The sequence below is a fragment of the Stappia sp. 28M-7 genome (assembly GCF_014252955.1).
Classification (GTDB): domain Bacteria; phylum Pseudomonadota; class Alphaproteobacteria; order Rhizobiales; family Stappiaceae; genus Stappia.
In genome coordinates this window covers 158,936-180,508 of the sequence record NZ_JACMIA010000001.1, presented here as the reverse complement: position 1 = coordinate 180,508, position 21,573 = coordinate 158,936, and the positions used below count along the sequence as shown (strand labels likewise).

The following is a 21,573-nucleotide window of genomic DNA, read 5'->3' as shown; positions in this document are numbered from 1 at the left end:
GCTCTAGCGCCCGTCCTTCCCCTCGATCCACACATCCTCCTGCGCCACCGCGACAGACTTGAGGATGGCGTGGCAGGCAAGGCCGGGCGCAAGGCCCAGCGCATCGGCGGAGCGGCGGGTGATGCGGGCGAGCAGCCTGTCGCTGCCGCAGCGCAGCTGGACGATGACGCCCGGCCCGTCGCCCCGGCGCAGCGAGACGACCTCGACGGGAAGCTGGTTCAGCGCCGAGATGCCCTCCTGCGGCGTCAACGACAGCATCACGTCATGCGCATGGATGCGCACCCGCACGCGGGCGCCCTGCGCCGCCGCCACCTGCGGCAGCAGCAACCGGCCGCCGGAAATCGCCAGTTCGCTCAACCCGTCGGGATGATGGGCGGTGACCGCGGCACCGATGACCGCGCCGGCATCGCGGACGCCCAGCGTCGGCACGGCCTGCGGATCGCTCAGAACCTCGGTGGGCGTTCCCGAGCGCACCACCTGCCCCTCGGCGATGGCGACCACCGTGGTGGCGAGCCGCGCGACCTCGGCGACCGAATGGCTGACATAGAGGATCGGCACCTTCGTCTCGCGGCTGAGCCGCTCCAGATAGGGCAGGATCTCGGTCTTACGGGCCTCGTCGAGCGAGGCGAGCGGCTCGTCCATCAGTAAGAGGCGGGGCGCGCTCAGCAACGCCCGGCCGATGGCGACGCGCTGGCGCTCACCGCCCGACAGGGTGCCCGGCCGGCGGGCCAGCAGCGCGCCGATGCCCAGCATCTCCACCACGCTCTCCATGTCGGCGACCTCGCCCCCTTTCCGGCGGGCGAACCAGCGGCCATAGCCGAGGTTCTGGCGCACGGTCATATGCGGGAAGAGCCGCGCCTCCTGGAAGACATAGCCGATGCGGCGGCGATGCGGGGCCAAGAACACGCGCTCGCGCGTATCGAACAGCGTGTCGCCGTTGACCCTGGCATGGCCGGCATCGACCGCGATCAGTCCGGCCAGCGCGTTGACCACCGTGGTCTTGCCCGAGCCGGAGCGGCCGAACAGGGCGGTGACGCCGGCCGGCGCGTCGAAGGCGACGTCGAGCGCGAAGCCGGAAAAGGCGTGGCGGATGGCGACGGATAGGCTCATGCGCCGCGAATCCTGCGGGCGACGAGCCGGCTCACCCACTCCGACAGCAACAGCGCGGCCATCGCCACGATGACCGAGACCATGACCAGCCGGGCAGCCGACGCCTCGCCGCCGGGCACCTGCAGGAAGGCGTAGATCGCCGACGGCAGGGTCTGGGTCTCGCCGGGAATGTTGGAGACGAAGGTGATGGTGGCGCCGAACTCGCCCATCGCCTTGGCGAAGGCCAGCACCGAGCCGGCGATGATGCCGGGCAGGATCAGCGGCAGGGTGACGGTGGCGAAGACCATCGTCCGCGAGGCGCCGAGCGTTCCGGCGGCCTGTTCCAGCTTGGGATCGACCGCCTCGATGGCGAGGCGGATCGCACGGACCATCAGCGGAAAGGCCATGACGCCGGCGGCAAGCGCCGCGCCGGTCCAGCGGAAGGCGAAGACGAGGCCGAACGCGTCATGCAGGAAACTACCGACCGGAGCGCGGCGGCCGAAGGTGGCAAGCAGAAGATAACCTGTGACGACGGGCGGCAGGATCAGGGGCAGATGGACGATGCCGTTGAGCAGCTGCTTGCCGGGAAAGTCGCCGCGGGCGAGCAGCATGGCGACGAGGATGCCGAGCGGCAGGCTGACCAGTGTTGCCCAGAAGGAGACGCGCAGGGACAGCGCGACGGCGCTCCATTCCTCTGGACTGAGATACTCCATGCGGCCCCGATCCCGATCGTGTCCCGGTCAGCGAAGCGCCCGCGCCGGTGTTTGCACCCGGCCCGGGCGATACGTCGCGCAGAGCTCCGGGCTCACTCGCCCAGAACGACGAAGCCCTGCTTCTCGAAGGCGGCCCGGGCTTCCGGTCCGCGCAGATAGGCAAGGGCTGCTGCCGCGGCGGGCTTGCCGCTCTGCGCCATCACGGCTGCAGGATAGACGATCGGCGGGTGGCTGTCGGCGGGAAAGGTGCCGACGACCGCGACATCGTCCTCGGCGGCCGCATCCGTTGCATAGACGATGCCGTAAGGCGCCTCTCCGGCGGCAACGAGGGCGAGAGCTGCGCGCACGTTGTCGGCCTGTGCCACCTTCGGCGACACGCTCTCCCACAGGCCGAGCCCCTCCAGCGCGGCCTTGCCGTAGACGCCCGCGGGCACCGCGTCGACCAGCGCCATGGCCAGCCTGCCCTCCCCGACCAGGGCGCCGAGGTCGAGAGCGGGGGAGATCTCGACGGGGGAGGTGTCCTTGCCGTGGGCGATGAGCACGATGGAGTTGGCGAGCAGGTCGACGCGGGTCCCGGACTGCACGAGGCCGTCGGCCTCGAGCGTGTCCATCCAGTTCTTGTTGGCGGAAATGAAGAGGTCTGCCGGAGCGCCCGCCTGGATCTGGCGCGCCAGCGCAGAGGAGCCTGCCAGCGACACCACCAGCCTGTCGCCCGTCGCCGCCTCGAAACCCGGCGCGATCTCGTCCATGGCGTTCTTCAGGCTGGCGGCGGCGAAGACCAGGATGTCCTCGGCCCGGGCAGCGCCCTGGCCGGCCGTCAGCGCCAGCGTCGCGGCAAGCAGCAGGGCCGCAGGCCGCAGCCGCGACGAAACCATGTGGCGAAAGGCGAAAGGCATCGGCAGGTCTCCCTCTCCCGGACGGGGCGGCGGGTGTCGTCCCGGCGGCAAGCGTTATGTTCGAGTGGCAATATCGCTTGGCGGCATCAGTAGCGCAAGCGTTATTTCCGTTCAAACATATCGATACCGGAGGCGGGCTAGCTGTCAGGGGCCTCGCGCAGCAGCGCCCGCAGGCCGGCGATCTCCTGACTGCCCGCCGCGCGCGCCTTCGCCTCCATTGCCCGGTAGAGGTCGAGCACCGCCTCCCCGGCCTCCGTCAGCCGCGCGCCGCCGCCGCTCGCCCCGCCGCGCGAGCTTTCCACCAGGGGCGCGGCGAACATGGCGTTGAGCTGCTCGACCAGCATCCAGGCCCGCTTGTAGCTCATGCCCATGCGACGACCGGCGGCGGCGATCGAACCGGTCGCGGCGATGCCTTCCAGCAGGTCCGCCTTGCCGGGTCCGAAGGCTGCATCGGGTTCGAAGACGAGGCGCAGGCGCACCCCGACCGTCTGGTCATCCTTGCTCATGAGGGAAGCCTAGACGCTTTGCGACAGGGAGGAAATCGGGGCGCGGGGCAAGCTTGGGGGAAAACGAAAAGAGGCGCGGCGGGCATCTTCTGCCCACCGCGCCATGAACGGTGCCGGTTCCGCCGGCAGCCCCCGGCCGTCAGCCGGCGGGTTCGAGGACCAGCGAGGTGACGCCGAGCGTCAGGTTCGTGCCGGTCTGGGTTTCTACGCTCAAGGGATTGAGGGCGATCGACTCGTCGAGGCCGCCGAGCAGCGCATTGGCCTTCAGGCCGGCGCCCAGGCTCGCGCCTGCCGTCACGCCGGCATAGCTGCCGGCCAGCGCGCCCGGATCGGTGTTGGCGGCCGGTGCGAACACGCCCCACACCAGGGTCGCGTCGGTCAGCGAGCCGATGTTGAGACCGAACTCCCGGCTCTCGCCGCGATAGAAGGTCGCCGCGCTGCCGTCGGCCGGCTCGTAGGCGCAGCTGAGCTCGTTGGTGCCGCCGACGATGAAGCTGCTGGTGCCCTGCACATCGCAGGTGAGCTTGCCGATCTCGACACCCGGCGCGCTGTCCTGCGCGACTGCCATCGGGGTGGAGACAAGCAGGGTGAGAAGGGCGGTTCCGGTGAGGCGGATCATGCTGCGCACGGGTCTCTCCAGTCTTGGCGCGGCCGCTCGTCCCGGCGACCGCATCGGGTTGCTGGCGAGATAACGGCCGGGCCTGGAAAAGGTTCCGTGCTCTCTTGGCGCAGAGAGAGAAAATTCCGCTTACGGGTAGAGACGCTGGGTCGTCCACCCGCCTTCGGGCCGCGCACGGCGGAAGACATGCCGGTCATGCAGGCGGAAGGGGCGGTCCATCCAGAACTCGATATAGACCGGGCGGATGCGGAAGCCGGTCCAGTAGTCGGGACGAGGCACCTCGCCGATGGCAAAGCGGGCAGCCTGCTTCGCCACGGCCTTTTCCAGCGCGAAGCGGCTTTCCAGCGGCCGCGACTGCTGGCTCGCCCAGGCGCCGATCCGGCTGTCGCGCGGACGGGAGGCGAAATAGGCGTCCGCCTCCTCGGCGCTCACCATCTCGACCGGCCCGCGAAAGCGGACCTGGCGGCGCAGTGACTTCCAGTGCAGCACGCCGGCGGCCTGCATGTTCTCGGCCAGCTCGCCGCCCTTTTGCGACTGGGTGTTGGTGTAGAAAACGAAGCCGTTCTCGTCGAAGCCCTTGAGCAGGACCATGCGCACGTCCGGAAGGCCGTCGGCGCCGGTGGTGGCCAGGGCCATGGCGTTCGGGTCGTTCGGCTCCTTGGCGCTGGCAAGCTCCAGCCACTCGCCGAACAGAGCGAAGGGATCGCCCGCCGCGACCTGTGCGTCCAGATCGTCCCGCCCTGCCGTCTCGCTCTCGCTGCTCATGGCCTCGTGCCTCTCCCTGTCAGGACCAGTCGGACAGCGGGACATATGTGTCCCGCCCTCGATGCCTTATATCGCAGCCCGGCGGCTTTTCCAGTCGTGCGAAGAGCCCCGCCCCGCGGGCGCGACAGCGCATCGCAGGGACACCGGATCACGACGAGACAACTGACCTAGCGGAACAGCAGGATCGGGATCTTGCAGGAGCGGATCATCTCCGTCGTCGTCGAGCCGATGATCAGCGAGCGGATCCGCGAATGGCCGTAGGCGCCCATGACCAGAAGGTCGATGCCCTCGCTCTCCACCGCGTCCGAGATCACCGTCTCCGGCTGGCCGGAGCGGATGCCGGCGGTGACGGCGAAGCCGCCGCCCCGCAGCATCGCCGTGGCCCCGTCCAGGCTGCGGCGCGCTTCCGCGGTCTCCTGGCCGACCATCAGCAGATGGCAGTCGAGACCGGCAAGGATCGGGCTGCGGGCGATGTGGTCGACGGCCTTCAGCGCGCTGGCGCCGCCGTCATAGGCGATCATCAGGCGCTTGATCGGGCGGAAGGCGCGCGCGGCCACGAAGACCGGCTTGCGGGCACTGCGGGCGATCCGCTCCAGGTTGGAGCCGAGATGCAGCTTTGCGAAATCCGCCGCCTCGCCGCGCTTGCCGACGATGACGAAATCCGCATCCGCTTCCGCCTCGGCCAGCGTCTCGACCAGGTCGCCGGAGCGCAACCGCGTCGTCACGTCGGCAACGCCGGCCTCGTCCAGTACCTTCGCCGCGTCGTCGAGGATCGCACGGCCGCGCGCCTTGGCAAGCTTCGCCGCCCGCTCGTCGAGCTCGGCCAGTTCGTTGAGCAGCGCCGTGCGGGCGCCGAGCGCGATGTTGCCGGACAGGTTCGCCGCCCCGCCCTCGGCCTGGCGCCGGCCGAGCACATGCAGCAGCTCGACGCGCGCGCCCTCGCCGGCACGCGCCGCAATCCAGGCGGCATGCTCGCAGACGCTGCGGGAATAGACGGAGCCGTCCACCAGCGCGATCAGTTTCGTCATGGGGTGTCCTCCGCTCGGCTCAATGGCCCATCAGGCGTTCGAGCGCGCCCGGCTTGTCGTGGATGGCGAGCTGGTCGACGATGGTCTCGCTCGCCTCGTTGATGCCGACGATCTCGACCTCGGCGCCCTCGCGGCGGAACTTCAGCACGATCATGTCGAGCGAGGCCACCGCCGAGATGTCCCAGATATGCGCCCGGCTGACGTCGATGATCACCTTTTCCAGCACCTCGCGGAAGTCGAAAGCCTTGGTGAAGGCTTCGGCCGAGGCGAAGAACACCTGCCCCTCGACCACATAGGTGCGGGTACGCCCGTCCGCCGACAGGCTGGAGGTGACGCGGAAGATCTGCGCGATCTTCCAGGCGAAGAAGATGCCGGACAGCAGCACGCCGATCAGCACGCCGATGGCGAGATTGTGGGTCAGCACCACGCCGGCCACCGTCGCCACCATGACGATGGAGGAGGAGCGCGGATGGTCCTTCAGATTGCGGATCGAGGACCAGCTGAACGTGCCGACGGACACCATGATCATGATCGCCACCAGCGCCGGCATCGGGATCCGGCCGACCCACTCGCCCAGCACGACGATCAGGAACAGCAGGATCGCGCCGGCCGCGAAGGTCGACAGGCGCCCGCGCCCGCCCGACTTCACGTTGATCATCGACTGGCCGATCATGGCGCAGCCGGCCATGCCGCCGATGAAGCCGGTCGCCGCATTGGCGATGCCCTGGCCGATGCATTCCTGGTTCTTGTCGCTCGGCGTGTCGGTGAGATCGTCGACGATGGCCGCCGTCATCAGCGATTCGAGCAGGCCGACCGCGGCAACGCCCGCCGAATAGGGCAGGATGATCAGCAGCGTCTCGAGGGTCAGCGGAATGTCGGGGATCAGGAAGACGGGCAGCGTGTCGGGCAGCGCGCCCATGTCGCCGACCGTGCGCACGTCCAGCCCCAGCGCCAGGGTAAGCGCGGTCAGCACCAGGATGCAGACCAGCGGCGAGGGAACCGCCGTCGTCAGGCGCGGAAACAGGTAGATGATGGCAAGGCCGGCTGCGACCATCACATAGGTCAGCCAGGTCACGCCGATCAGCTCGGGCAGCTGCGCCATGAAGATCAGGATGGCGAGCGCGTTGACGAAACCGGTCATCACCGAGCGCGAGACGAAGCGCATCACCGCACCGAGCCGCAGGAGGCCGGCGATGATCTGCAACAGGCCGGCCAGCACGGTTGCGGCGAGCAGGTATTGCAGGCCGTGCTCCTTCACCAGCGTGACCATCAGCACGGCGGTGGCGGCGGTGGCGGCGGAGATCATGCCGGGGCGGCCGCCGACCACGGCGGTGATCACCGCGATGGAGAAAGAGGCATAGAGGCCGACCTTGGGGTCGACGCCGGCGATGATGGAAAAGGCGATCGCCTCGGGAATGAGGGCAAGCGCGACGACGAGGCCGGCCAAGAGGTCCTTGCGGACATTGCCGGTCCAGTCCTGCGCATAGGCGGACAGGGAAAACATCAGGCCATCCGGTCTGGTGCCGGGCAGCGCCGGAGCGCCGCCATGCGATGAGTTCGGGTCGTGGAGGGCCGGCACCCGGGGCGGCAGGGCGCGAGAGGGCGCAAGGAATGCAAGGCCGCCCTCCGGCGGACTACGTAGCGGCACTTCTACGGAGGTTTGCGCTGCATTGCAACATGGGCAGTCCGCCGCCATTTCCTGCTATCGTGAGCCGGCTGCCGGCGCACATGCGCGCCAGAGAGGGCGATGGATCTGCCCGGCGCGCCAGCCTTGCGATGCGCAAGCGCCCAACATATATAGCGGTCACGTTCTGCCGACGTGTTCCGACATGCGGGCCTGCCCCGCGGCCGGTCCGTCACCATGAACCGAAAAGAGGGGCCGGTCCGATGCCGTAACGGGTCCGACCGGCTTGCTGGAAAGAGAGGGTAATATGGCAAAGGTCATTGGTATCGACCTCGGCACGACCAACTCGTGCATCGCCGTCATGGACGGCAAGACTCCCAAGGTCATCGAGAATTCCGAAGGCGCGCGGACGACCCCGTCCATGGTCGCCTTCAACGACGACGGCGAGCGGCTCGTCGGCCAGCCGGCAAAGCGCCAGGCGGTCACGAACCCGACCGGCACGCTCTTCGCGGTGAAGCGCCTGATCGGCCGCCGCTACGAAGACCCGACCGTCGAGAAGGACAAGAAGCTCGTCCCGTACAACATCGTGCGCGCCGACAACGGCGATGCCTGGGTCGAGGCGAGCGGCGAGAAGTATTCTCCCTCGCAGGTGTCCGCCTTCATCCTGCAGAAGATGAAGGAAACCGCCGAAAGCTATCTCGGCGAGAAGGTCGAGCAGGCGGTCATCACCGTTCCGGCTTATTTCAACGACGCCCAGCGCCAGGCCACCAAGGACGCCGGCAAGATCGCCGGTCTCGAGGTGCTGCGCATCATCAACGAGCCGACGGCGGCAGCGCTCGCCTACGGTCTCGACAAGAACGACGGCAAGACCATCGCGGTCTATGACCTCGGCGGCGGTACGTTCGACGTGTCGATCCTGGAGATCGGCGACGGCGTCTTCGAGGTGAAGTCGACCAACGGCGACACGTTCCTCGGCGGCGAGGACTTCGACATGCGCCTCGTCGACTACTTCGCCTCGGAGTTCAAGAAGGACCAGGGCATCGACCTGAAGAACGACAAGCTCGCGCTTCAGCGCCTCAAGGAGGCGGCCGAGAAGGCCAAGATCGAACTGTCCTCGTCGTCGCAGACCGAGATCAACCTGCCCTTCATCACCGCCGACGCCTCCGGGCCGAAGCACCTGACGATGAAGCTGACCCGCGCCAAGTTCGAGAGCCTCGTGGAGGATCTCGTCCAGCGCACGATCGAGCCGTGCAAGGCCGCGCTCAAGGATGCCGGCATCGCCGCGGGCCAGATCGATGAGGTCGTTCTCGTCGGCGGCATGACCCGCATGCCGAAGATCCAGGAGGTCGTGACCACCTTCTTCGGCAAGGAGCCGCACAAGGGCGTGAACCCGGACGAGGTCGTGGCCATGGGCGCGGCGATCCAGGCCGGCGTGCTGCAGGGCGACGTCAAGGACGTGCTGCTGCTCGACGTGACCCCGCTGTCGCTCGGCATCGAGACCCTGGGCGGCGTCTTCACCCGTCTGATCGATCGCAACACGACGATCCCGACCAAGAAGAGCCAGACCTTCTCCACCGCCGAGGACAACCAGACCGCGGTGACGATCCGGGTCTTCCAGGGCGAGCGCGAGATGGCGGCGGACAACAAGCTGCTCGGCCAGTTCGATCTGGTCGGCATCCCGCCGGCGCCGCGCGGCGTGCCGCAGGTCGAGGTGACCTTCGACATCGATGCCAACGGCATCGTCAACGTGTCGGCGCGCGACAAGGGCACCGGCAAGGAGCAGCAGATCCGCATCCAGGCCTCGGGCGGCCTCAGCGACGCCGACATCGAGAAGATGGTGAAGGACGCCGAGGCGCATGCCGACGAGGACAAGAAGCGCAAGTCGCTCGTCGAGGCCAAGAACCAGGGCGAGGCGCTCCTCCACTCGACCGAGAAGTCGCTGAAGGACTACGGCGACAAGGTCTCGGCCGACGAGAAGGGCGCAATCGAGACGGCTCTTGCCGACCTCAAGACGGCGCTTGAGGGCGAAAACCTGGAGGATATCCAGGCCAAGACCCAGGCGCTGGCCGAAGCTTCGATGAAGCTCGGCGAGGCGATGTACAAGTCGGCCCAGGCAGCCGAGGAAGCCGGCGAGGCTGCCGGTGGCGACGACGCCTCCAAGGCGGATGACGATGTTGTCGACGCGGACTTCGAGGAAGTGCGCGACGAGGACGACAAGAAGTCCGCCTGACCTGACTGACCGGCGGCGCAGCCTCCCTGTTTTCGGGACGCGCCGCGCCGCCGGCCTGCCGGGCCCAAAGGTCCGGCCGCAAGGGGCAGCGGGCCTTTCGTCCGGCTGCCCTTGCCGTTATTCAAGGGACTGTGATCCGGTCCGCCGCCCCCGGCGGACCTTCCGCCGCCGGCACGAGCCGGCGCGACCAAGACGCTGGAGAGTGACATCCGGGCATGAGGCAGCCGACGCTCGAACCGCCCTACGGCACCCATGCGCTGCCGCCGCTCGCAAGGGCGGCGCGCCGCCTTGCCGGCGTATTGCCGGGCAACCGGCTGGGCCGCATCGGCGTGTCGCTGCTGCGCCGGATCGTGACGGGCGGCAAGCCCGGCCCGTTCGACGTCGAGGTCTTCCCGCAGATCCGGGCACGGCTCTACCCGGCCGGCAACCGCTGCGAAAAGCGCGCCGTCGCCGGCCCGCAGCTGTTCGACCGGGCCGAGCGCGAGGCCCTGCGCGAGGCTTTCGCCGCCTCCCCCTCCAGCCCCTTCGTCTTCCTCGATCTCGGCGCCAATGTCGGCCTCTACAGCCTGTGGATGGTCAGCGTCGCACGCGAGCTGTCGCGCGAGGTGGTGGTGCTGGCGGTGGAGCCGGATGTCGGCACGCGGGCGCGGCTGGAAGCCAATATCGCGGCCTCGGATGCCGGCGACAGCGTCATGGTCGCGGCCTGCGCCGTCGGCGAGCATGCCGGGCGCGGTGCCATGCTGGCGCATGAGGGCAATCGCGGCGAGCACCAGGTGCGCGCCGCCGGCGAGGGCGAAGCCGACACGTTCGAGATCCTGCCGATCCACGAGATCTGCGCCCGGCGCGGCATCGCCCGCATCGACGCGATGAAGGTGGATCTGGAGGGGCATGACGAGGCGGCCCTGCGCGGCCTGTTCACTGCAGCTCCCGCCGGCCTGTGGCCGCGGATGATCGTGGTGGAGGCCGGCAAGCGCGAGGAGCTGCCCCCCGTCGTGCGCCTTTGCCTCGACAACGGATACGAACTTGCCAGCCGCACGCGGCTGAACGCCCTGCTGCGCCTTCGCGCGGGGCGAAGCGATGGGACATCCTGATGGAAAAGCGTGACTACTACGAGGTCCTGGGCGTTGCCCGCGACGCGGACGGAACGGTGCTCAAGAGCGCTTACCGGAAGCTGGCCATGCAATATCACCCGGACCGCAATCCGGGCGACGCGGAGGCGGAGAACCGCTTCAAGGAAATCAGCGAAGCCTACGACACGCTGAAGGACGAGCAGAAGCGCGCCGCCTATGACCGCTTCGGCCATGCCGCCTTCGAAAACGGCGGCTTCGGCGGCGGGCGCGGCGGCGGTCCCGGCGACTTCGCCTCGGCCATGTCGGACATTTTCGACGAGTTCTTCGGCATGTCCGGCGGACGGCGCGGCGGGCGCGATCGCGGCGCGGACCTGCGCTACAATCTCGAGATCTCGCTCGAGGAAGCCTATGCGGGCAAGACCGTGGAAATCGAGGTGCCCACCTCGATCACCTGCGAGACCTGCACCGGCTCCGGCGCCAAGCCCGGCAGCTCGCCGACCATCTGCCGCATGTGCGGCGGCTCGGGCCGGGTGCGCGCCTCCCAGGGCTTCTTCACGCTGGAGCGTACCTGCACCGCCTGTCAGGGGCGCGGCCAGGTGATCTCCGATCCTTGCCCCGATTGCCAGGGCGCCGGCCGGCGCACCGTCAACCGCACCCTGTCGGTGAACATTCCCGCCGGCATCGAGGACGGCACCCGCATCCGTCTCGGCGGCGAGGGCGAGGCCGGCCTGCGCGGCGGCCCCTCCGGCGATCTCTACATCTTCCTGTCGATCCGCCCGCACGCCTTCTTCCAGCGCGACGGGGCGGACCTTTACTGCCGCGTGCCGGTGTCGATGACGACCGCCGCGCTCGGCGGCCAGTTCGAGGTGCCGACGCTCGGCGGCGAGACCATGCGGGTGAAGGTGCCGGAAGGCACCCAGACCGGAAAGCAGTTCCGCCTGAAGGGCAAGGGCATGCCGGTCATGCGCTCGCAGCAGTTCGGCGACGCCTATATCCAGGTAACGGTGGAGACGCCGACCAACCTGACCCGCCGCCAGCGCGAGCTGCTCGCAGAGTTCGAGCAGGAATCCTCCGGCGAGACCCATCCCGAATCGAGCGGCTTCTTCTCCAGGGTGAAGGACTTCCTCGACAATCTCGGAAACTGAGCCGTCCCGAGAGGGACAGCCTGACACGGCAAGGGGCTGACGATGTTCTGTTATGCGACACTCGGCACCAGCGACCTTGCCCAGGCAAGCCGCTTCTACGACGCCCTGATGGACATCCTCGGCGCGCCGCGCTGCTGGAGCGGCGAGACCGGCGCGGCATGGGGCTCGTTCGACGATCCGGCACGCGGCGCCCTGGTCGTCGGAGCGCCGTTCGACGGCGCCCCCGCCTCGGTCGGCAATGGCGCGATGCTCGCCCTGCGTGCCTCCTCCGAGGCGATGGTCCGGCAGCTTCACGCAGCGGCCCTTGCCAATGGCGGCAGCGACGAGGGGGCTCCGGGCCCCCGTCCGCAATACGGCCCCGCCTTCTTCGGCGGCTATGTGCGCGATCCCGACGGCAACAAGCTTGCCTTCGTCTTCATGCGCCCGGACAATGTCAGCGGCGATTAAAACCGCTCGCGCAACCAGCCTTGCCTTGATTTCACCACGGCCGGGGACCACTTTCGCGAGCGGAGCATGCTACGGGCCTGCCTCCGGGTTTCAAAAGGGATGGATTTCAGCATGCACGACGTTTCTGCCCGCAAGGTCAAAGGCCTCTCGGCCAAGATTGCCGACGAGTTCCGTTTCCTGCGCAACTGGGCGGAAAAGCCGCTGACCACCGGTGCGGTAAGCCCCTCCGGTCCCGACCTGTCCCGCCGCATGGCCAGCTTCGTGGAAGTCGAGCGCCCCGGCCCGGTACTGGAACTCGGCCCGGGCACCGGCGTCGTCACCCATGCCATTCTCGAGCGCGGCATTCCGCAAAGCCGCGTCATCGCGCTGGAATACAGCGACGACTTCTGCCGCCTTCTGGCGCGCCGCTACGGCGACATGGCCATCGTGCAGGGCGACGCTTACCGGCTGCGCGACACGCTGGCCGATGTGGAGCCGGGCTCGCTGGCGAGCATCGTCTCCTCCATGCCGCTGTTCTCGCGCCCCAAGGAAGAGCGCCGCGCGCTCCTGATGCAGGCGTTCGAGCTGCTGCAGCCCGGCGCCCCGTTCATCCAGTTCTCCTATGCCCTGGTGCCGCCGATCGCTCCGGAGCCGGAGACCTTCTCGGTGCAGCGCACGGGCTGGATCGTCAAGAACCTGCCGCCCGCACGCGTGTGGGTCTACCGCCGGACCTCCTGACCCCCCTTCAGCCTCAGCTCTTCGCGCCCGCTTCCAGTTCGGCAAGCGCCGCCTCCACGCTGGCGGCGAAGGTCACTTTCGGCTCCCTCACGCCCTGCGCCTCCAGCGGGCGGCGCAGGCTCTCCTCCAGACCGCACAGAACCACCGCAACGCCGCGCCGCGAAGCCTTGTCGACAAGGCCTGCGACCGTGTTCGCTCCGGTTGAATCCAGGAAGGGTACGGCCGAGAAATCGACCACCAGCGCCCTGTGCGTGTCGGAAATGCTCTCCAGCACCGACCCGATGGACGACGCCGCGCCGAAGAAGAACACCCCCGTGATGCGATAGACCACGACCTGCGGATCGGCCGCCGAGCCGTCATAGGGCAGGCCGCCGTCGGCGCTGGTGTCCGCCCGGTCTTCCGAGACCAGCGGCAGGCGGCGCACGCCGGCGATCTGCGACATGCGGTGGATGAACAGCACCGAGCCGAGCGCGAAGCCGGTGACGATGGCCTCGGTCAGGTCGCGGAAGATCGTCAGCAGGAAGGTCACCGCGAAGACCAGGGCATCGCCCCGCGAGGTGCGCAGCAGCACGGCGATGGCGTGGCGCTCGGCCATGTTCCAGGCGACCACGGCAAGCAGGCCGGCAAGGCTGGCCAGCGGGATATAGGAGGCGAGCGGCGCGGCCAGCAGCATGAAGGCCAGCAGGAACAGGGCATGCAGCATGCCGGCGACCGGGCCGATGGCGCCGGCGCGCACATTGGTCGCGGTGCGGGCGATGGTGCCGGTGACGCAGAAGCCGCCGAACAGCGCCGAGCCCATATTGGCAACGCCCTGGCCGACAAGCTCGCAATTGGAGCGGTGGCGGCGCCCGCTCATGCCGTCGGCAACCACCGCCGACAGCAGCGATTCGATGGCGCCGAGCAGCGCGAAGGAAACGGCCGCCGGCAGCACGGCGAGGATCTTCTCCATCGACAGATCCGGCAGGGCCGGCACCGGCAGCCCGCTCGGGATGCCGCCGAAGCGCGAGCCGATGGTGGCGACCGGCAGACCGGCTGCCCAGGTGACGAGGGAGGCGAGCACGATGGCGATCAGCAGGCCCGGCCAGTGCGGCCGCCAGCGCTTCAGCACGAGGATCACGGCGATGGTGCCGCCGGCAAGCAGCGCCGCTGCCGGATCAAGACCCGGCAGGGCCCGCCACAGCACCGGCAGCTTTTCCAGCAAGGGGCCGGGCTCGGGCCCGGCCAGCGTCAGGCCCAGCAGGTCCTTCACCTGCGAGGCGAGGATGATCACCGCGATGCCGGCGGTGAACCCGACGGTCACCGGCCAGGGAATGAACTTGATATAGGTGCCGAGCCGCAAGGCCCCGACGCCGACCAGGATCAGGCCCGATAGGAAGGTCGCCAGGATCAGCCCGTCGACGCCGTGCTGCATCACCGTCGCGGCGACAAGCACGATGAAGGCGCCCGCCGGCCCGCCGATCTGGAAACGGCTGCCGCCCAGCGCGGAGACGAGGAAGCCGCCGACGATGGCGGTGTAGAGGCCCTGCGCCGGGGTGACGCCGGAGGCGATGGCGATGGCCATCGACAGCGGCAGCGCGACGATGGCGACCGTAAGGCCGGCGACCGCGTCGGCGCGCAGGGCAGCAAGGCCGTAGCCTTCCCTGAGGACGGTCACGAGCTTGGGGGTGAACAGGGCGGCCGGGTCGAGGGCGGCCGGTCGGGAGGCGGAACGATGCGCCGATCCCTTGCGCGCATCCTGTCCGGTGGCGGTCATCGCGGATCTCATATGTCGGGAGCCCGCCCGCATGCGGGCATCTGGTTGGTGCGCAAGCATCGGCCCTCGCACTGTGGCCATGCAATACGCAGAACTGCTGAGCCGGGATCAGACACGTGCTCTCTGGAGCGAACGGACCTCACTCCGGGCTGAAAGAAAACCGCTTGGCCGGCCGGCAGGGCCGTGCGATCCCTTTACGGATCGTGCCTGCACCCTTGCGGGCGCCGCTTTCGCCAGGATGCTGCCGATGGATCCGCTTTCCGCCGTTCTCGCCTTTTCGGTTGCCGCCGCGCTTCTCACCCTGACGCCCGGCCTCGACACCGCACTCGTGCTGCGCACAGCGGCCGTGGAAGGGCCGCGCCGTGCCATGCTGGCCGGGGCCGGGGTCTCCACCGGCGTTCTCGCCTGGGGGCTGATGGCCGCGCTCGGCCTCGGCGCGGTTCTGGCGGTCTCGGAGACCGCCTACACCTTGCTGCGGATCGCCGGCGCACTCTATCTCCTGTGGCTCGGCTTCGGCATGCTGCGCGCGGCCCTGTCGACCACACGGGCGCAACAGGTCGCGGCGGCGGCAAGCGCGAAAGGCAATGGCGCCATCAGCGGCCGTGGCTGGTTCTGGCGCGGGCTGCTGACCAACCTGCTCAATCCCAAGGTCGGCGTGTTCTACATCAGCTTCCTGCCGCAGTTCACCGCCGAGGGCGTTCCGGTCGTCGCCTTCAGCGTAGGCCTCGCCGCGATCCACGCGACGATGGGCACCGCCTGGTTCGCGCTGCTGACGCTGGCGACCCGCCCCGTCGCCGGCATGCTCAGGCGCCCTGCGGTCACCCGCACGCTCGACGGGCTGACCGGCGCGGTGCTGATCGGTTTCGGGCTGCGTCTGGCGCTGGAGCGGCGGGACTGACCCGCCGCCGCCTCGCGGCTTACTCTTCCCCGTCCCAGTAGTCGACGGCGCTGTCCTTGCGCAGGGTGAGCGCCACCCGCCGCGCCGCCTTGTCGCCGCCGGGAGCGGCCCCGGCAAAGACCGTGACCTTGCCGCTGTCGGGATATTCCATAACGTCGGGCTCGTTCATCGTGCTGACCGCGAGATAGCGCAGCGGCTCGTCCGCTCCGGCGATCAGCTGATGCGCGGTTTCCGGCCCGCCGGCGGGGCAGACGACGACATCGCCGCCGGCAACGGAATGGCACTTGTCGCCATAGCGCAGCGTGCCGGAGCCCGACAGGATCACGAACATCTCGTCGTTGGCGTGGTGGCAGTGGAACGGCCAGGCCTTCTTGCCGGCCGGCACCTCGACATAGCGCGCGCCCAGACGGCGCGCACCGAGCGGCGCGGCGATGGCGGCGAACCGCGTCTCGAACGTCGCGCCATGGGCCTGGGTGACGCAATCGAGATCGGCGAGCCGCAGGACGGGCATGTGAACGGGCGTGTCGGCCATGGTCGATCCTCCGGGTGCGATGGAGCGGGCGGAGTGCTCTCCGCCCCGTCCCCATGCATAGCCCCGCAAGGGAGCCGCCGAAAAGCCCGCCCGTTGCCCTGCCCCTCAGATGATGGCGTGGCGGACCTTGGCCGAGACCCACTCGCTGAACACGACGGTCGCCAGGATGACCAGCAGGATCGTCGTCACCTGCGGCCAGGCCAGCACGCTGAGCGAGGCCTGCAGTTGCAGCCCGAGACCGCCGGCACCGACAAGGCCGAGCACCGCACTCTCGCGGATGTTGATGTCCCAGCGGAACACCGAGATGCCCCAGAAGGCCGGCGCGATCTGCGGCCAGTAGCCGTAGTTGAGCAGCTGCGCGCCGCTGGCGCCGGTCGCCTGCACCGCCTCGATCTGCGTCAACTCGGTTTCCTCGATGGCCTCGTAGAGCAGCTTGCCGACGAAGCCGATGGAGCGCAGCGCGATGGCGATGATGCCGGCGAGCAGGCCGGGGCCGAGGATCGAGACCAGCAGCAGCGCCCAGATCAGCGAATTGATCGAGCGCGAGGCGACGATGATGAACAGCGCGATCGGACGGGCGATCAGCAGGCTCGGCGTGGTGTTGCGCGCGGCCAGGAAGGCGATGGGCGTCGCGATGGCGACGCCGAGCATGGTGCCGAGCGTCGCCATGTTGATCGTGTCCCACAAGGGCCAGAGCAGCTTGTCGATATAGCTCAGCCGCGGCGGGAACATGCGCGAGCCGATGTCGGCCGCCTGTTGCGGCGCGTCATAGACGAAGGCCCAGATCGTGTCCTTCGTCATCACCTGCCAGCACCAGACGGTGAGGGCGACGAACACGAACCATGCGGCCCACAGGCGCAAGGAGGCTTGCGGGGTGCGGCGGAGCCAGACCGGGCCGTTTTCGGTTTTGATCACCGGCATGTCACTGCACCCACTTGCGGATATAGCTGGAGGAGTATTCCGCGAACATCACCACGCCGATGATGATCAGCAGGATCGCTCCGGCGCTGTCGTATTCGTAGCGGTCGATGGCGGTGTTCAGCGTCGCGCCGATGCCGCCCGCGCCGACGATGCCGATCACCGCGCTCTCGCGGAAATTGATGTCGAAGCGGTAGAGCGTCAGGCCGATCAGGCGCGGCATCACCTGCGGCTGCACCGCGTAGTTGACCAGCTGCCACCAGGACGCGCCGGTGGCGCGCACCGCCTCGGCCTGGGCCTCGTCGATGTCCTCGATGTCCTCGGCCAGCAGCTTGGCCAGGAAGCCGATGGTGGCGAAGGACAGGGTCAGGAAGCCGGCGAAGGGTCCGAAGCCGAACATGGCGACCAGCAGGATGGCGATGATGATCTCCTGCAGCGACCGGCTCACCGCGATGATGCCGCGGCAGACGTAGTAGACCGCGCGCGGGGCGATGTTGCGGGCCGCGCCGATGCCGATGGGCACGGAGATCAGCACGCCGGCGACGGTGGCCGTGACCGTCATGGTCAGGCTCTCGATCATGCCGTTGCTGATGTCCTTCCAGCGGCTGGTGAAGTCCGGCTGCAGGAAGCCCTGGACGAAGCGCCAGCCCCGGTCGAGCCCGTCCCAGACGCGGGCCCAGTTGACGTCGATCGAGCCGATGGCCAGCACCAGATAGACGAGGATGACAGTGTAGATCCCGTAGCGCCAGCGCGGATCGGGGATCATCGTCGCCGACCGGCGCCAGCGACGGGGATAGGCCTTTGCGGTCGCGCTCATGGCTCAGACCATCCCGGCCATGCGTTCGGCGGCGTCGCGCTCGGCGTGGTCGTCCTCTTCCGCCGCGCGTCGCATGGCGGTCCAGTCCTCCTCGCCATAGATGCGGGTGAGCACGCTTTCGTCGAGCAGGTCCGGCGTGCCGTCGAAGACGACCTCGCCCGCCCGCAGGCCGATGATGCGCTGGGTGAACTGCTGGGCCAGCACGACGTCGTGGATGTTGATGATCGCCGGCAGGCCGCGCTCGGCGCAGATCTCGACGATCAGCCGCATGATCTGACGCGAGGTCTTGGGATCGAGCGAGGCGGTCGGCTCGTCGATCAGCAGCAGCTCGGGATCCTGGGCGAGCGCGCGGGCGATGCCGACGCGCTGGCGCTGGCCGCCCGACAGGGCGTCGGCGCGCTTGTCCGCATGGTCGATCAGGCCGACCCGGTCGAGCAGGCGGAAGGCGTTCTCCACGTCCTCGCCGGGAAACCGGCGCAGGAAGGAGCGCCAGAAACCGACATAGCCGAGGCGCCCCGACAGCACGTTCTCCATCACCGTCAGACGCTCCACCAGGGCATATTCCTGGAAGATCATGCCGATGCGGCGGCGGGCGCGGCGCAGTTCGCGCGCCGGCAGGCCGGTGATGTCGAGATCGTTCAGCAGCACCCGCCCCTCGGTCGGCTCGACCAAGCGGTTGATGCAGCGGATGAGGGTCGACTTGCCGGCGCCGGACGGCCCGATCAGGCCGACGACCTGTCCCTTCGGCACGGTGAAACTGACTGACCGGAGGGCCTTGTCGCCGGTCTTGTAGGTCTTGGTAAGCGCTTCGACTGTCAGCATGCGGGGATCCGGGGGAGAGAGGGCCGTCACGGCCGGGTCTGCCGGCCCCTGCGCGCCGCACGAAGGGCCGCGCGCAAGGGAACGGCCAGGGATGCGGGCGCGGACACGGACGGCAACGCGGAAGACACTCCCCCGCGCGCCGTCCGCCCGCTCACGATCTTACTGGCAGTTGTAGGAAACGTCGTTCGCCGCGTCGATCTGACGGATGACGGACCAGTTGTCCTTGAAGGTGATCGGGATGAACTGCGCCTCGCCCGACTTGGAGAACTCCTTCTCCAGCGACGAGCCTTCCCACTTGAAGGTGGCGAAGCCTTCCTTGATCTTATCCTGCAGCTCCGGTTTCAGGTTGTAGGCAACGCCGTAGCCAGTGGTCGGGAAGGTCTGCGACTTGTAGATGCTGACCACCTGCTCGGGCTTGATCACCTCGCGCTCGATCATGCGGTGCATGACGGAGTTGGCGATCGCGGCCGCCGGATAGTCCTTGTTGGCGACGCCGAGCACCGAATTGTCGTGCTTGCCGGAGAAGGCCGGCTCGTAGTCGGTGCCGGAGACGAGGCCGTATTCGGCCTTCAACAGCGCGGACGGCGCCTTGAAGCCGGAATTCGAGGTCTCGGCGGTGAAGGCAAGCGTCTTGCCCTTGATGTCTTCCGGCTTCTCGATGCCCGAGCCCGGATAGGTGATGATTTCCATCTCGTAGCCGAAGCTGCCGTCGGCCTTGGCCATCATCGTGAACGGGCGGAAGCCCGCGCAGGCGACGGCAAGCGGGTTGGAGCCGGTGTTGAAGCCGGCGATGTGCAGGCGGCCGGCGCGCATCGCCTCGATCTGGGCGGCGTTCGACTGGACGGGGAAGAACTGCACCTTCTTGCCGGTGACGCTCTCCATATGGGCCAGGAAGTCGGCCCAGGCCTCGGCATAGACCGCCGGATCCTCGACCGGGGTATAGGCGAAGATCAGCGTCGAGGGATCGATCTGCTGCGCCGGATCGGACGGAATGTCCGCGATCAGGTCGCCATCGGCATCGGTGTAGCGGCTGTCGAGCTTGAATTCGGCCTGCGCAGGCGTTGCGGCGATGAGGCCGGCAAGCAAGGCGGCGACGCTCGCAGCGCCGGCGAGCTTCGTCATGTGCATGGTCATCTGTGTTCCTCCACTGGGGCGCGATCTGCATCCGTTCTGGACCGGATGTCTGTTATGCGTCCTGCGTGAAGGCTGGATGACAAACCAAGCCGCGTCAAGACCTTGAGGCGGCGAAGTTTCCTTTAAGGCAGAGCCGGCGCCCCCCTCCTTGATCCACGGCCGCTTCCCGCCGCCCCAGAAGCTGAACAGCAGCCGGGCGAGAGCCGCCCCTTGCGCGGAATTCCTGCGAAATCTTGCAAGGATGCCGGCCGAGCCCGTAGCGCCGGCGACTTGCCGGCACGGCGCCCGCTGCCCGGCGCCGCTCGCTGCCTCTGCGGTATCTCAGCACATGAGCCGGCAAATCACCTGGAGGGAGAGCCTCGCCCTGCAGCATGTCCCGGCCGATCTCCCGCTCTTCATCCCGCCTTCCGCGCATGCCATGCGGCGCGCCTGCCTTGCGTCTTCGGGACATTACTTCAGCGGGTTGCACATTCCTTCGCGCCAACCGCCCACCCCTCCCAAGCAGCAGCCCAAGGCACTGGAACCGATACCCCGAAGCGCACGCGTCCTCTTCTACCGCCGCCTCCACCCCGCCCACGGCCGAACCACTCGAAATGGAATTCGGAATTCCAAACTGTTGACAGCGCCGATCCGCTCGGGCAGGGTTGCATCATTGGAATTTGGAATTCCGAATTCCTGATTGATCGAACCACCGCTCCCGACCGGGCGAAGACCGACGTGCCGGAGCGGACGCCGGAGTGGACGAAAGGCTCGCGCTGCAGGAGCGGCGCACGGATTTCGCCGGACCACCGGCGCTCAGGGCTCCGTTGGCCCCATCGCCAGACCGTCGGCCGGTCCGGCTTCTTGCCCGCCGGACGGATCCGGCACGGTGCGGAGCCGAAACGGCCGCAGCGGAGGTCACGAAGAGCTTGGCCGCATCCCGGCCAGGACAGGGACAGGTCCGTCCCGGAACGTCGCGCCGCCGGGTGTGCCGAACAGGCCTCCCATGTCATACCTGCGGTGCATTGCGGCGGTGCGCGCGTTCCGTCAGCTTGTCCCGGCATCGCGCCGGACAGGCCGCACAACCAGCCCCCGGGATCGGCCCGGGTGCTTTCGCGCCGGCTGCGCTTCGTTGCGATGTCCGCAAGGACCGTAAGGGGAAGGACGCTAGGCATGCCCATGGAACTCATCGACCAGAGCCCGATCCTGGTGGACCGCGTCTACGAGCGGCTGCGCCAGGCCATCGCGCTGGCCGAGCTGGCACCGGGCGAGCGCATCCGCCAGGCCGAGCTTGCCGACCGCCTCGGCGTGTCGCGCCAGCCGGTCAGCCATGCGCTGCAGCTGCTCAAGCGCGACGGGCTGGTGGAGGAGACCGGGCGCAAGGGGCTCAAGGTCACGGAGATCGATCCGGCGCATCTTCGCGAGATCTATCAGGTTCGCGCCGCGCTCGACGGGCTGGCCGCCGGCCTAGCGGCCGCGCGGGTCGCGGAGGGCAGCATGCCGGAGGCCGAGCTGAAGACGCTCGCCGCGATCCTGCGCCAGGCCGAGAGCTTCGGGGACGACACGCCCGTGGCGGAGCGCATCGCGCTCGACGTCGACTTCCACAACCAGGTCATCGTCATGTCCGGCAACCGCCGGATCGCCGAAACGCTCGAGCCGCAGTTCTCGCACATGATGCGCTCCATGCGGCTGGTTCTCGACATCGGCGGCTTCCGCGAATCCGCCTGGGAGCACCATCACGAGATCGCCCGGCTCATCGCGGCCGGCGACGCAGCCGCGGAAGGCGCCGCAAGGGCCCATGCGGAAAATGCCGGTAAGGAAACGGAGGCTCGCCTCACCGCCAGGCAGGTTTTGAAGAACACGGCCTGAAG

The 21,573-nt window shown here is 68.5% G+C and carries 21 protein-coding genes; 7 read left to right on the top strand and 14 right to left on the bottom strand.

All coding sequences use genetic code 11. The features are described from left to right. Positions 1-3 precede the first annotated feature (3 nt). From modC to H7H34_RS00810, 8 genes are all read right to left on the bottom strand, one after another. Positions 4-1,110 carry a molybdenum ABC transporter ATP-binding protein gene (gene modC, locus H7H34_RS00845; protein WP_120270577.1) on the bottom strand — a complete coding sequence of 369 codons (1,107 nt, stop codon included), beginning with the start codon at positions 1,108-1,110 and terminating at the stop codon, positions 4-6. Then, the gene (gene modB / locus H7H34_RS00840) at positions 1,107-1,802 is read right to left on the bottom strand and encodes a molybdate ABC transporter permease subunit (protein ID WP_185923956.1); all 696 of its coding nucleotides are present in this window, start codon (positions 1,800-1,802) and stop codon (positions 1,107-1,109) included. Before modB ends, modC begins: the two co-directional genes overlap by 4 nt. Positions 1,803-1,894: 92 nt before the next feature. Then, a complete protein-coding gene (modA, locus tag H7H34_RS00835; RefSeq protein WP_245164929.1) occupies positions 1,895-2,698 on the bottom strand; it encodes a molybdate ABC transporter substrate-binding protein in 804 nt (267 codons plus the stop codon). A gap of 137 nt (positions 2,699-2,835) precedes the next feature. After that, entirely contained in the window at positions 2,836-3,204 is a 369-nt protein-coding gene (locus H7H34_RS00830) for a winged helix-turn-helix domain-containing protein (protein ID WP_185923955.1), read from the bottom strand. A gap of 139 nt (positions 3,205-3,343) precedes the next feature. After that, positions 3,344-3,823, bottom strand: coding sequence for a DUF992 domain-containing protein (locus H7H34_RS00825; protein ID WP_120270580.1), 480 nt, complete (start codon positions 3,821-3,823; stop codon positions 3,344-3,346). A gap of 129 nt (positions 3,824-3,952) precedes the next feature. Beyond that, the gene (gene pdxH, locus H7H34_RS00820) at positions 3,953-4,588 is read right to left on the bottom strand and encodes a pyridoxamine 5'-phosphate oxidase (RefSeq protein ID WP_185923954.1); all 636 of its coding nucleotides are present in this window, start codon (positions 4,586-4,588) and stop codon (positions 3,953-3,955) included. Positions 4,589-4,755: 167 nt separating this feature from the next. Then, entirely contained in the window at positions 4,756-5,616 is an 861-nt protein-coding gene (locus H7H34_RS00815) for a universal stress protein (RefSeq protein WP_185923953.1), read from the bottom strand. A gap of 19 nt (positions 5,617-5,635) precedes the next feature. Further along, the gene (locus H7H34_RS00810; RefSeq protein ID WP_120270583.1) at positions 5,636-7,120 is read right to left on the bottom strand and encodes a SulP family inorganic anion transporter; all 1,485 of its coding nucleotides are present in this window, start codon (positions 7,118-7,120) and stop codon (positions 5,636-5,638) included. A gap of 427 nt (positions 7,121-7,547) precedes the next feature. On the opposite strand from H7H34_RS00810, the gene dnaK reads away from it, so the two are divergent. The 5 genes from dnaK (at position 7,548) to H7H34_RS00785 (ending at position 12,849) form a co-directional block, all read left to right on the top strand. Continuing rightward, on the top strand, positions 7,548-9,470 hold the full coding sequence (gene dnaK, locus H7H34_RS00805) for a molecular chaperone DnaK (RefSeq protein WP_120270584.1): 1,923 nt from the start codon (positions 7,548-7,550) through the stop codon (positions 9,468-9,470). A 215-nt stretch (positions 9,471-9,685) separates the two neighbouring features. Beyond that, the gene (locus H7H34_RS00800; RefSeq protein WP_185923952.1) at positions 9,686-10,561 is read left to right on the top strand and encodes an FkbM family methyltransferase; all 876 of its coding nucleotides are present in this window, start codon (positions 9,686-9,688) and stop codon (positions 10,559-10,561) included. Further along, entirely contained in the window at positions 10,561-11,685 is a 1,125-nt protein-coding gene (dnaJ, locus tag H7H34_RS00795) for a molecular chaperone DnaJ (RefSeq protein ID WP_120270586.1), read from the top strand. Before H7H34_RS00800 ends, dnaJ begins: the two co-directional genes overlap by 1 nt. Before the next feature lie 42 nt (positions 11,686-11,727). Continuing rightward, the gene (locus tag H7H34_RS00790; protein ID WP_185923951.1) at positions 11,728-12,132 is read left to right on the top strand and encodes a VOC family protein; all 405 of its coding nucleotides are present in this window, start codon (positions 11,728-11,730) and stop codon (positions 12,130-12,132) included. A 111-nt stretch (positions 12,133-12,243) separates the two neighbouring features. After that, a complete protein-coding gene (locus H7H34_RS00785; RefSeq protein WP_120270749.1) occupies positions 12,244-12,849 on the top strand; it encodes a class I SAM-dependent methyltransferase in 606 nt (201 codons plus the stop codon). A gap of 13 nt (positions 12,850-12,862) precedes the next feature. Here H7H34_RS00785 and H7H34_RS00780 read toward each other — a convergent pair whose 3' ends face one another. Next, entirely contained in the window at positions 12,863-14,602 is a 1,740-nt protein-coding gene (locus H7H34_RS00780) for a SulP family inorganic anion transporter (RefSeq protein ID WP_185923950.1), read from the bottom strand. A 247-nt stretch (positions 14,603-14,849) separates the two neighbouring features. On the opposite strand from H7H34_RS00780, the gene H7H34_RS00775 reads away from it, so the two are divergent. Next, positions 14,850-15,500 carry a LysE family translocator gene (locus tag H7H34_RS00775; RefSeq protein ID WP_185923949.1) on the top strand — a complete coding sequence of 217 codons (651 nt, stop codon included), beginning with the start codon at positions 14,850-14,852 and terminating at the stop codon, positions 15,498-15,500. Between the two features lie 19 nt (positions 15,501-15,519). Here H7H34_RS00775 and H7H34_RS00770 read toward each other — a convergent pair whose 3' ends face one another. The 5 genes from H7H34_RS00770 to phnD form a co-directional block, all read right to left on the bottom strand. After that, complete coding sequence (locus H7H34_RS00770) at positions 15,520-16,032, bottom strand: cupin domain-containing protein (protein ID WP_245164927.1); 513 nt, start codon at positions 16,030-16,032, stop codon at positions 15,520-15,522. Between the two features lie 105 nt (positions 16,033-16,137). After that, positions 16,138-16,953 carry a phosphonate ABC transporter, permease protein PhnE gene (phnE, locus tag H7H34_RS00765; protein WP_120270589.1) on the bottom strand — a complete coding sequence of 272 codons (816 nt, stop codon included), beginning with the start codon at positions 16,951-16,953 and terminating at the stop codon, positions 16,138-16,140. Between the two features lies 1 nt (position 16,954). Next, the gene (gene phnE, locus H7H34_RS00760) at positions 16,955-17,767 is read right to left on the bottom strand and encodes a phosphonate ABC transporter, permease protein PhnE (RefSeq protein WP_185923948.1); all 813 of its coding nucleotides are present in this window, start codon (positions 17,765-17,767) and stop codon (positions 16,955-16,957) included. A gap of 3 nt (positions 17,768-17,770) precedes the next feature. Then, entirely contained in the window at positions 17,771-18,589 is an 819-nt protein-coding gene (gene phnC, locus H7H34_RS00755; RefSeq protein ID WP_185923947.1) for a phosphonate ABC transporter ATP-binding protein, read from the bottom strand. Positions 18,590-18,748: 159 nt separating this feature from the next. Next, complete coding sequence (gene phnD / locus H7H34_RS00750; RefSeq protein ID WP_185926383.1) at positions 18,749-19,711, bottom strand: phosphate/phosphite/phosphonate ABC transporter substrate-binding protein; 963 nt, start codon at positions 19,709-19,711, stop codon at positions 18,749-18,751. A 1,164-nt stretch (positions 19,712-20,875) separates the two neighbouring features. On the opposite strand from phnD, the gene H7H34_RS00745 reads away from it, so the two are divergent. After that, positions 20,876-21,571, top strand: coding sequence for a GntR family transcriptional regulator (locus H7H34_RS00745; protein WP_245164924.1), 696 nt, complete (start codon positions 20,876-20,878; stop codon positions 21,569-21,571). The last annotated feature ends 2 nt before the right edge of the window (positions 21,572-21,573 follow it).

Coding starts and splice junctions, on each gene's coding strand:
- H7H34_RS00800 (WP_185923952.1), top strand. CDS start 9,686: ATGAGGCAGCCGACGCTCGAACCGCCCTACGGCACCCATGCGCTGCCG.
- H7H34_RS00830 (WP_185923955.1), bottom strand. CDS start 3,204: ATGAGCAAGGATGACCAGACGGTCGGGGTGCGCCTGCGCCTCGTCTTC.
- H7H34_RS00785 (WP_120270749.1), top strand. CDS start 12,244: ATGCACGACGTTTCTGCCCGCAAGGTCAAAGGCCTCTCGGCCAAGATT.
- phnD (WP_185926383.1), bottom strand. CDS start 19,711: ATGACGAAGCTCGCCGGCGCTGCGAGCGTCGCCGCCTTGCTTGCCGGC.
- pdxH (WP_185923954.1), bottom strand. CDS start 4,588: ATGAGCAGCGAGAGCGAGACGGCAGGGCGGGACGATCTGGACGCACAG.
- dnaJ (WP_120270586.1), top strand. CDS start 10,561: ATGGAAAAGCGTGACTACTACGAGGTCCTGGGCGTTGCCCGCGACGCG.
- H7H34_RS00770 (WP_245164927.1), bottom strand. CDS start 16,032: ATGGCCGACACGCCCGTTCACATGCCCGTCCTGCGGCTCGCCGATCTC.
- H7H34_RS00825 (WP_120270580.1), bottom strand. CDS start 3,823: ATGATCCGCCTCACCGGAACCGCCCTTCTCACCCTGCTTGTCTCCACC.
- dnaK (WP_120270584.1), top strand. CDS start 7,548: ATGGCAAAGGTCATTGGTATCGACCTCGGCACGACCAACTCGTGCATC.
- phnC (WP_185923947.1), bottom strand. CDS start 18,589: ATGCTGACAGTCGAAGCGCTTACCAAGACCTACAAGACCGGCGACAAG.
- H7H34_RS00790 (WP_185923951.1), top strand. CDS start 11,728: ATGTTCTGTTATGCGACACTCGGCACCAGCGACCTTGCCCAGGCAAGC.
- phnE (WP_185923948.1), bottom strand. CDS start 17,767: ATGAGCGCGACCGCAAAGGCCTATCCCCGTCGCTGGCGCCGGTCGGCG.
- H7H34_RS00815 (WP_185923953.1), bottom strand. CDS start 5,616: ATGACGAAACTGATCGCGCTGGTGGACGGCTCCGTCTATTCCCGCAGC.
- H7H34_RS00810 (WP_120270583.1), bottom strand. CDS start 7,120: ATGTTTTCCCTGTCCGCCTATGCGCAGGACTGGACCGGCAATGTCCGC.
- H7H34_RS00745 (WP_245164924.1), top strand. CDS start 20,876: ATGCCCATGGAACTCATCGACCAGAGCCCGATCCTGGTGGACCGCGTC.
- modA (WP_245164929.1), bottom strand. CDS start 2,698: ATGCCTTTCGCCTTTCGCCACATGGTTTCGTCGCGGCTGCGGCCTGCG.
- phnE (WP_120270589.1), bottom strand. CDS start 16,953: ATGCCGGTGATCAAAACCGAAAACGGCCCGGTCTGGCTCCGCCGCACC.
- H7H34_RS00780 (WP_185923950.1), bottom strand. CDS start 14,602: ATGACCGCCACCGGACAGGATGCGCGCAAGGGATCGGCGCATCGTTCC.
- modC (WP_120270577.1), bottom strand. CDS start 1,110: ATGAGCCTATCCGTCGCCATCCGCCACGCCTTTTCCGGCTTCGCGCTC.
- modB (WP_185923956.1), bottom strand. CDS start 1,802: ATGGAGTATCTCAGTCCAGAGGAATGGAGCGCCGTCGCGCTGTCCCTG.
- H7H34_RS00775 (WP_185923949.1), top strand. CDS start 14,850: ATGGATCCGCTTTCCGCCGTTCTCGCCTTTTCGGTTGCCGCCGCGCTT.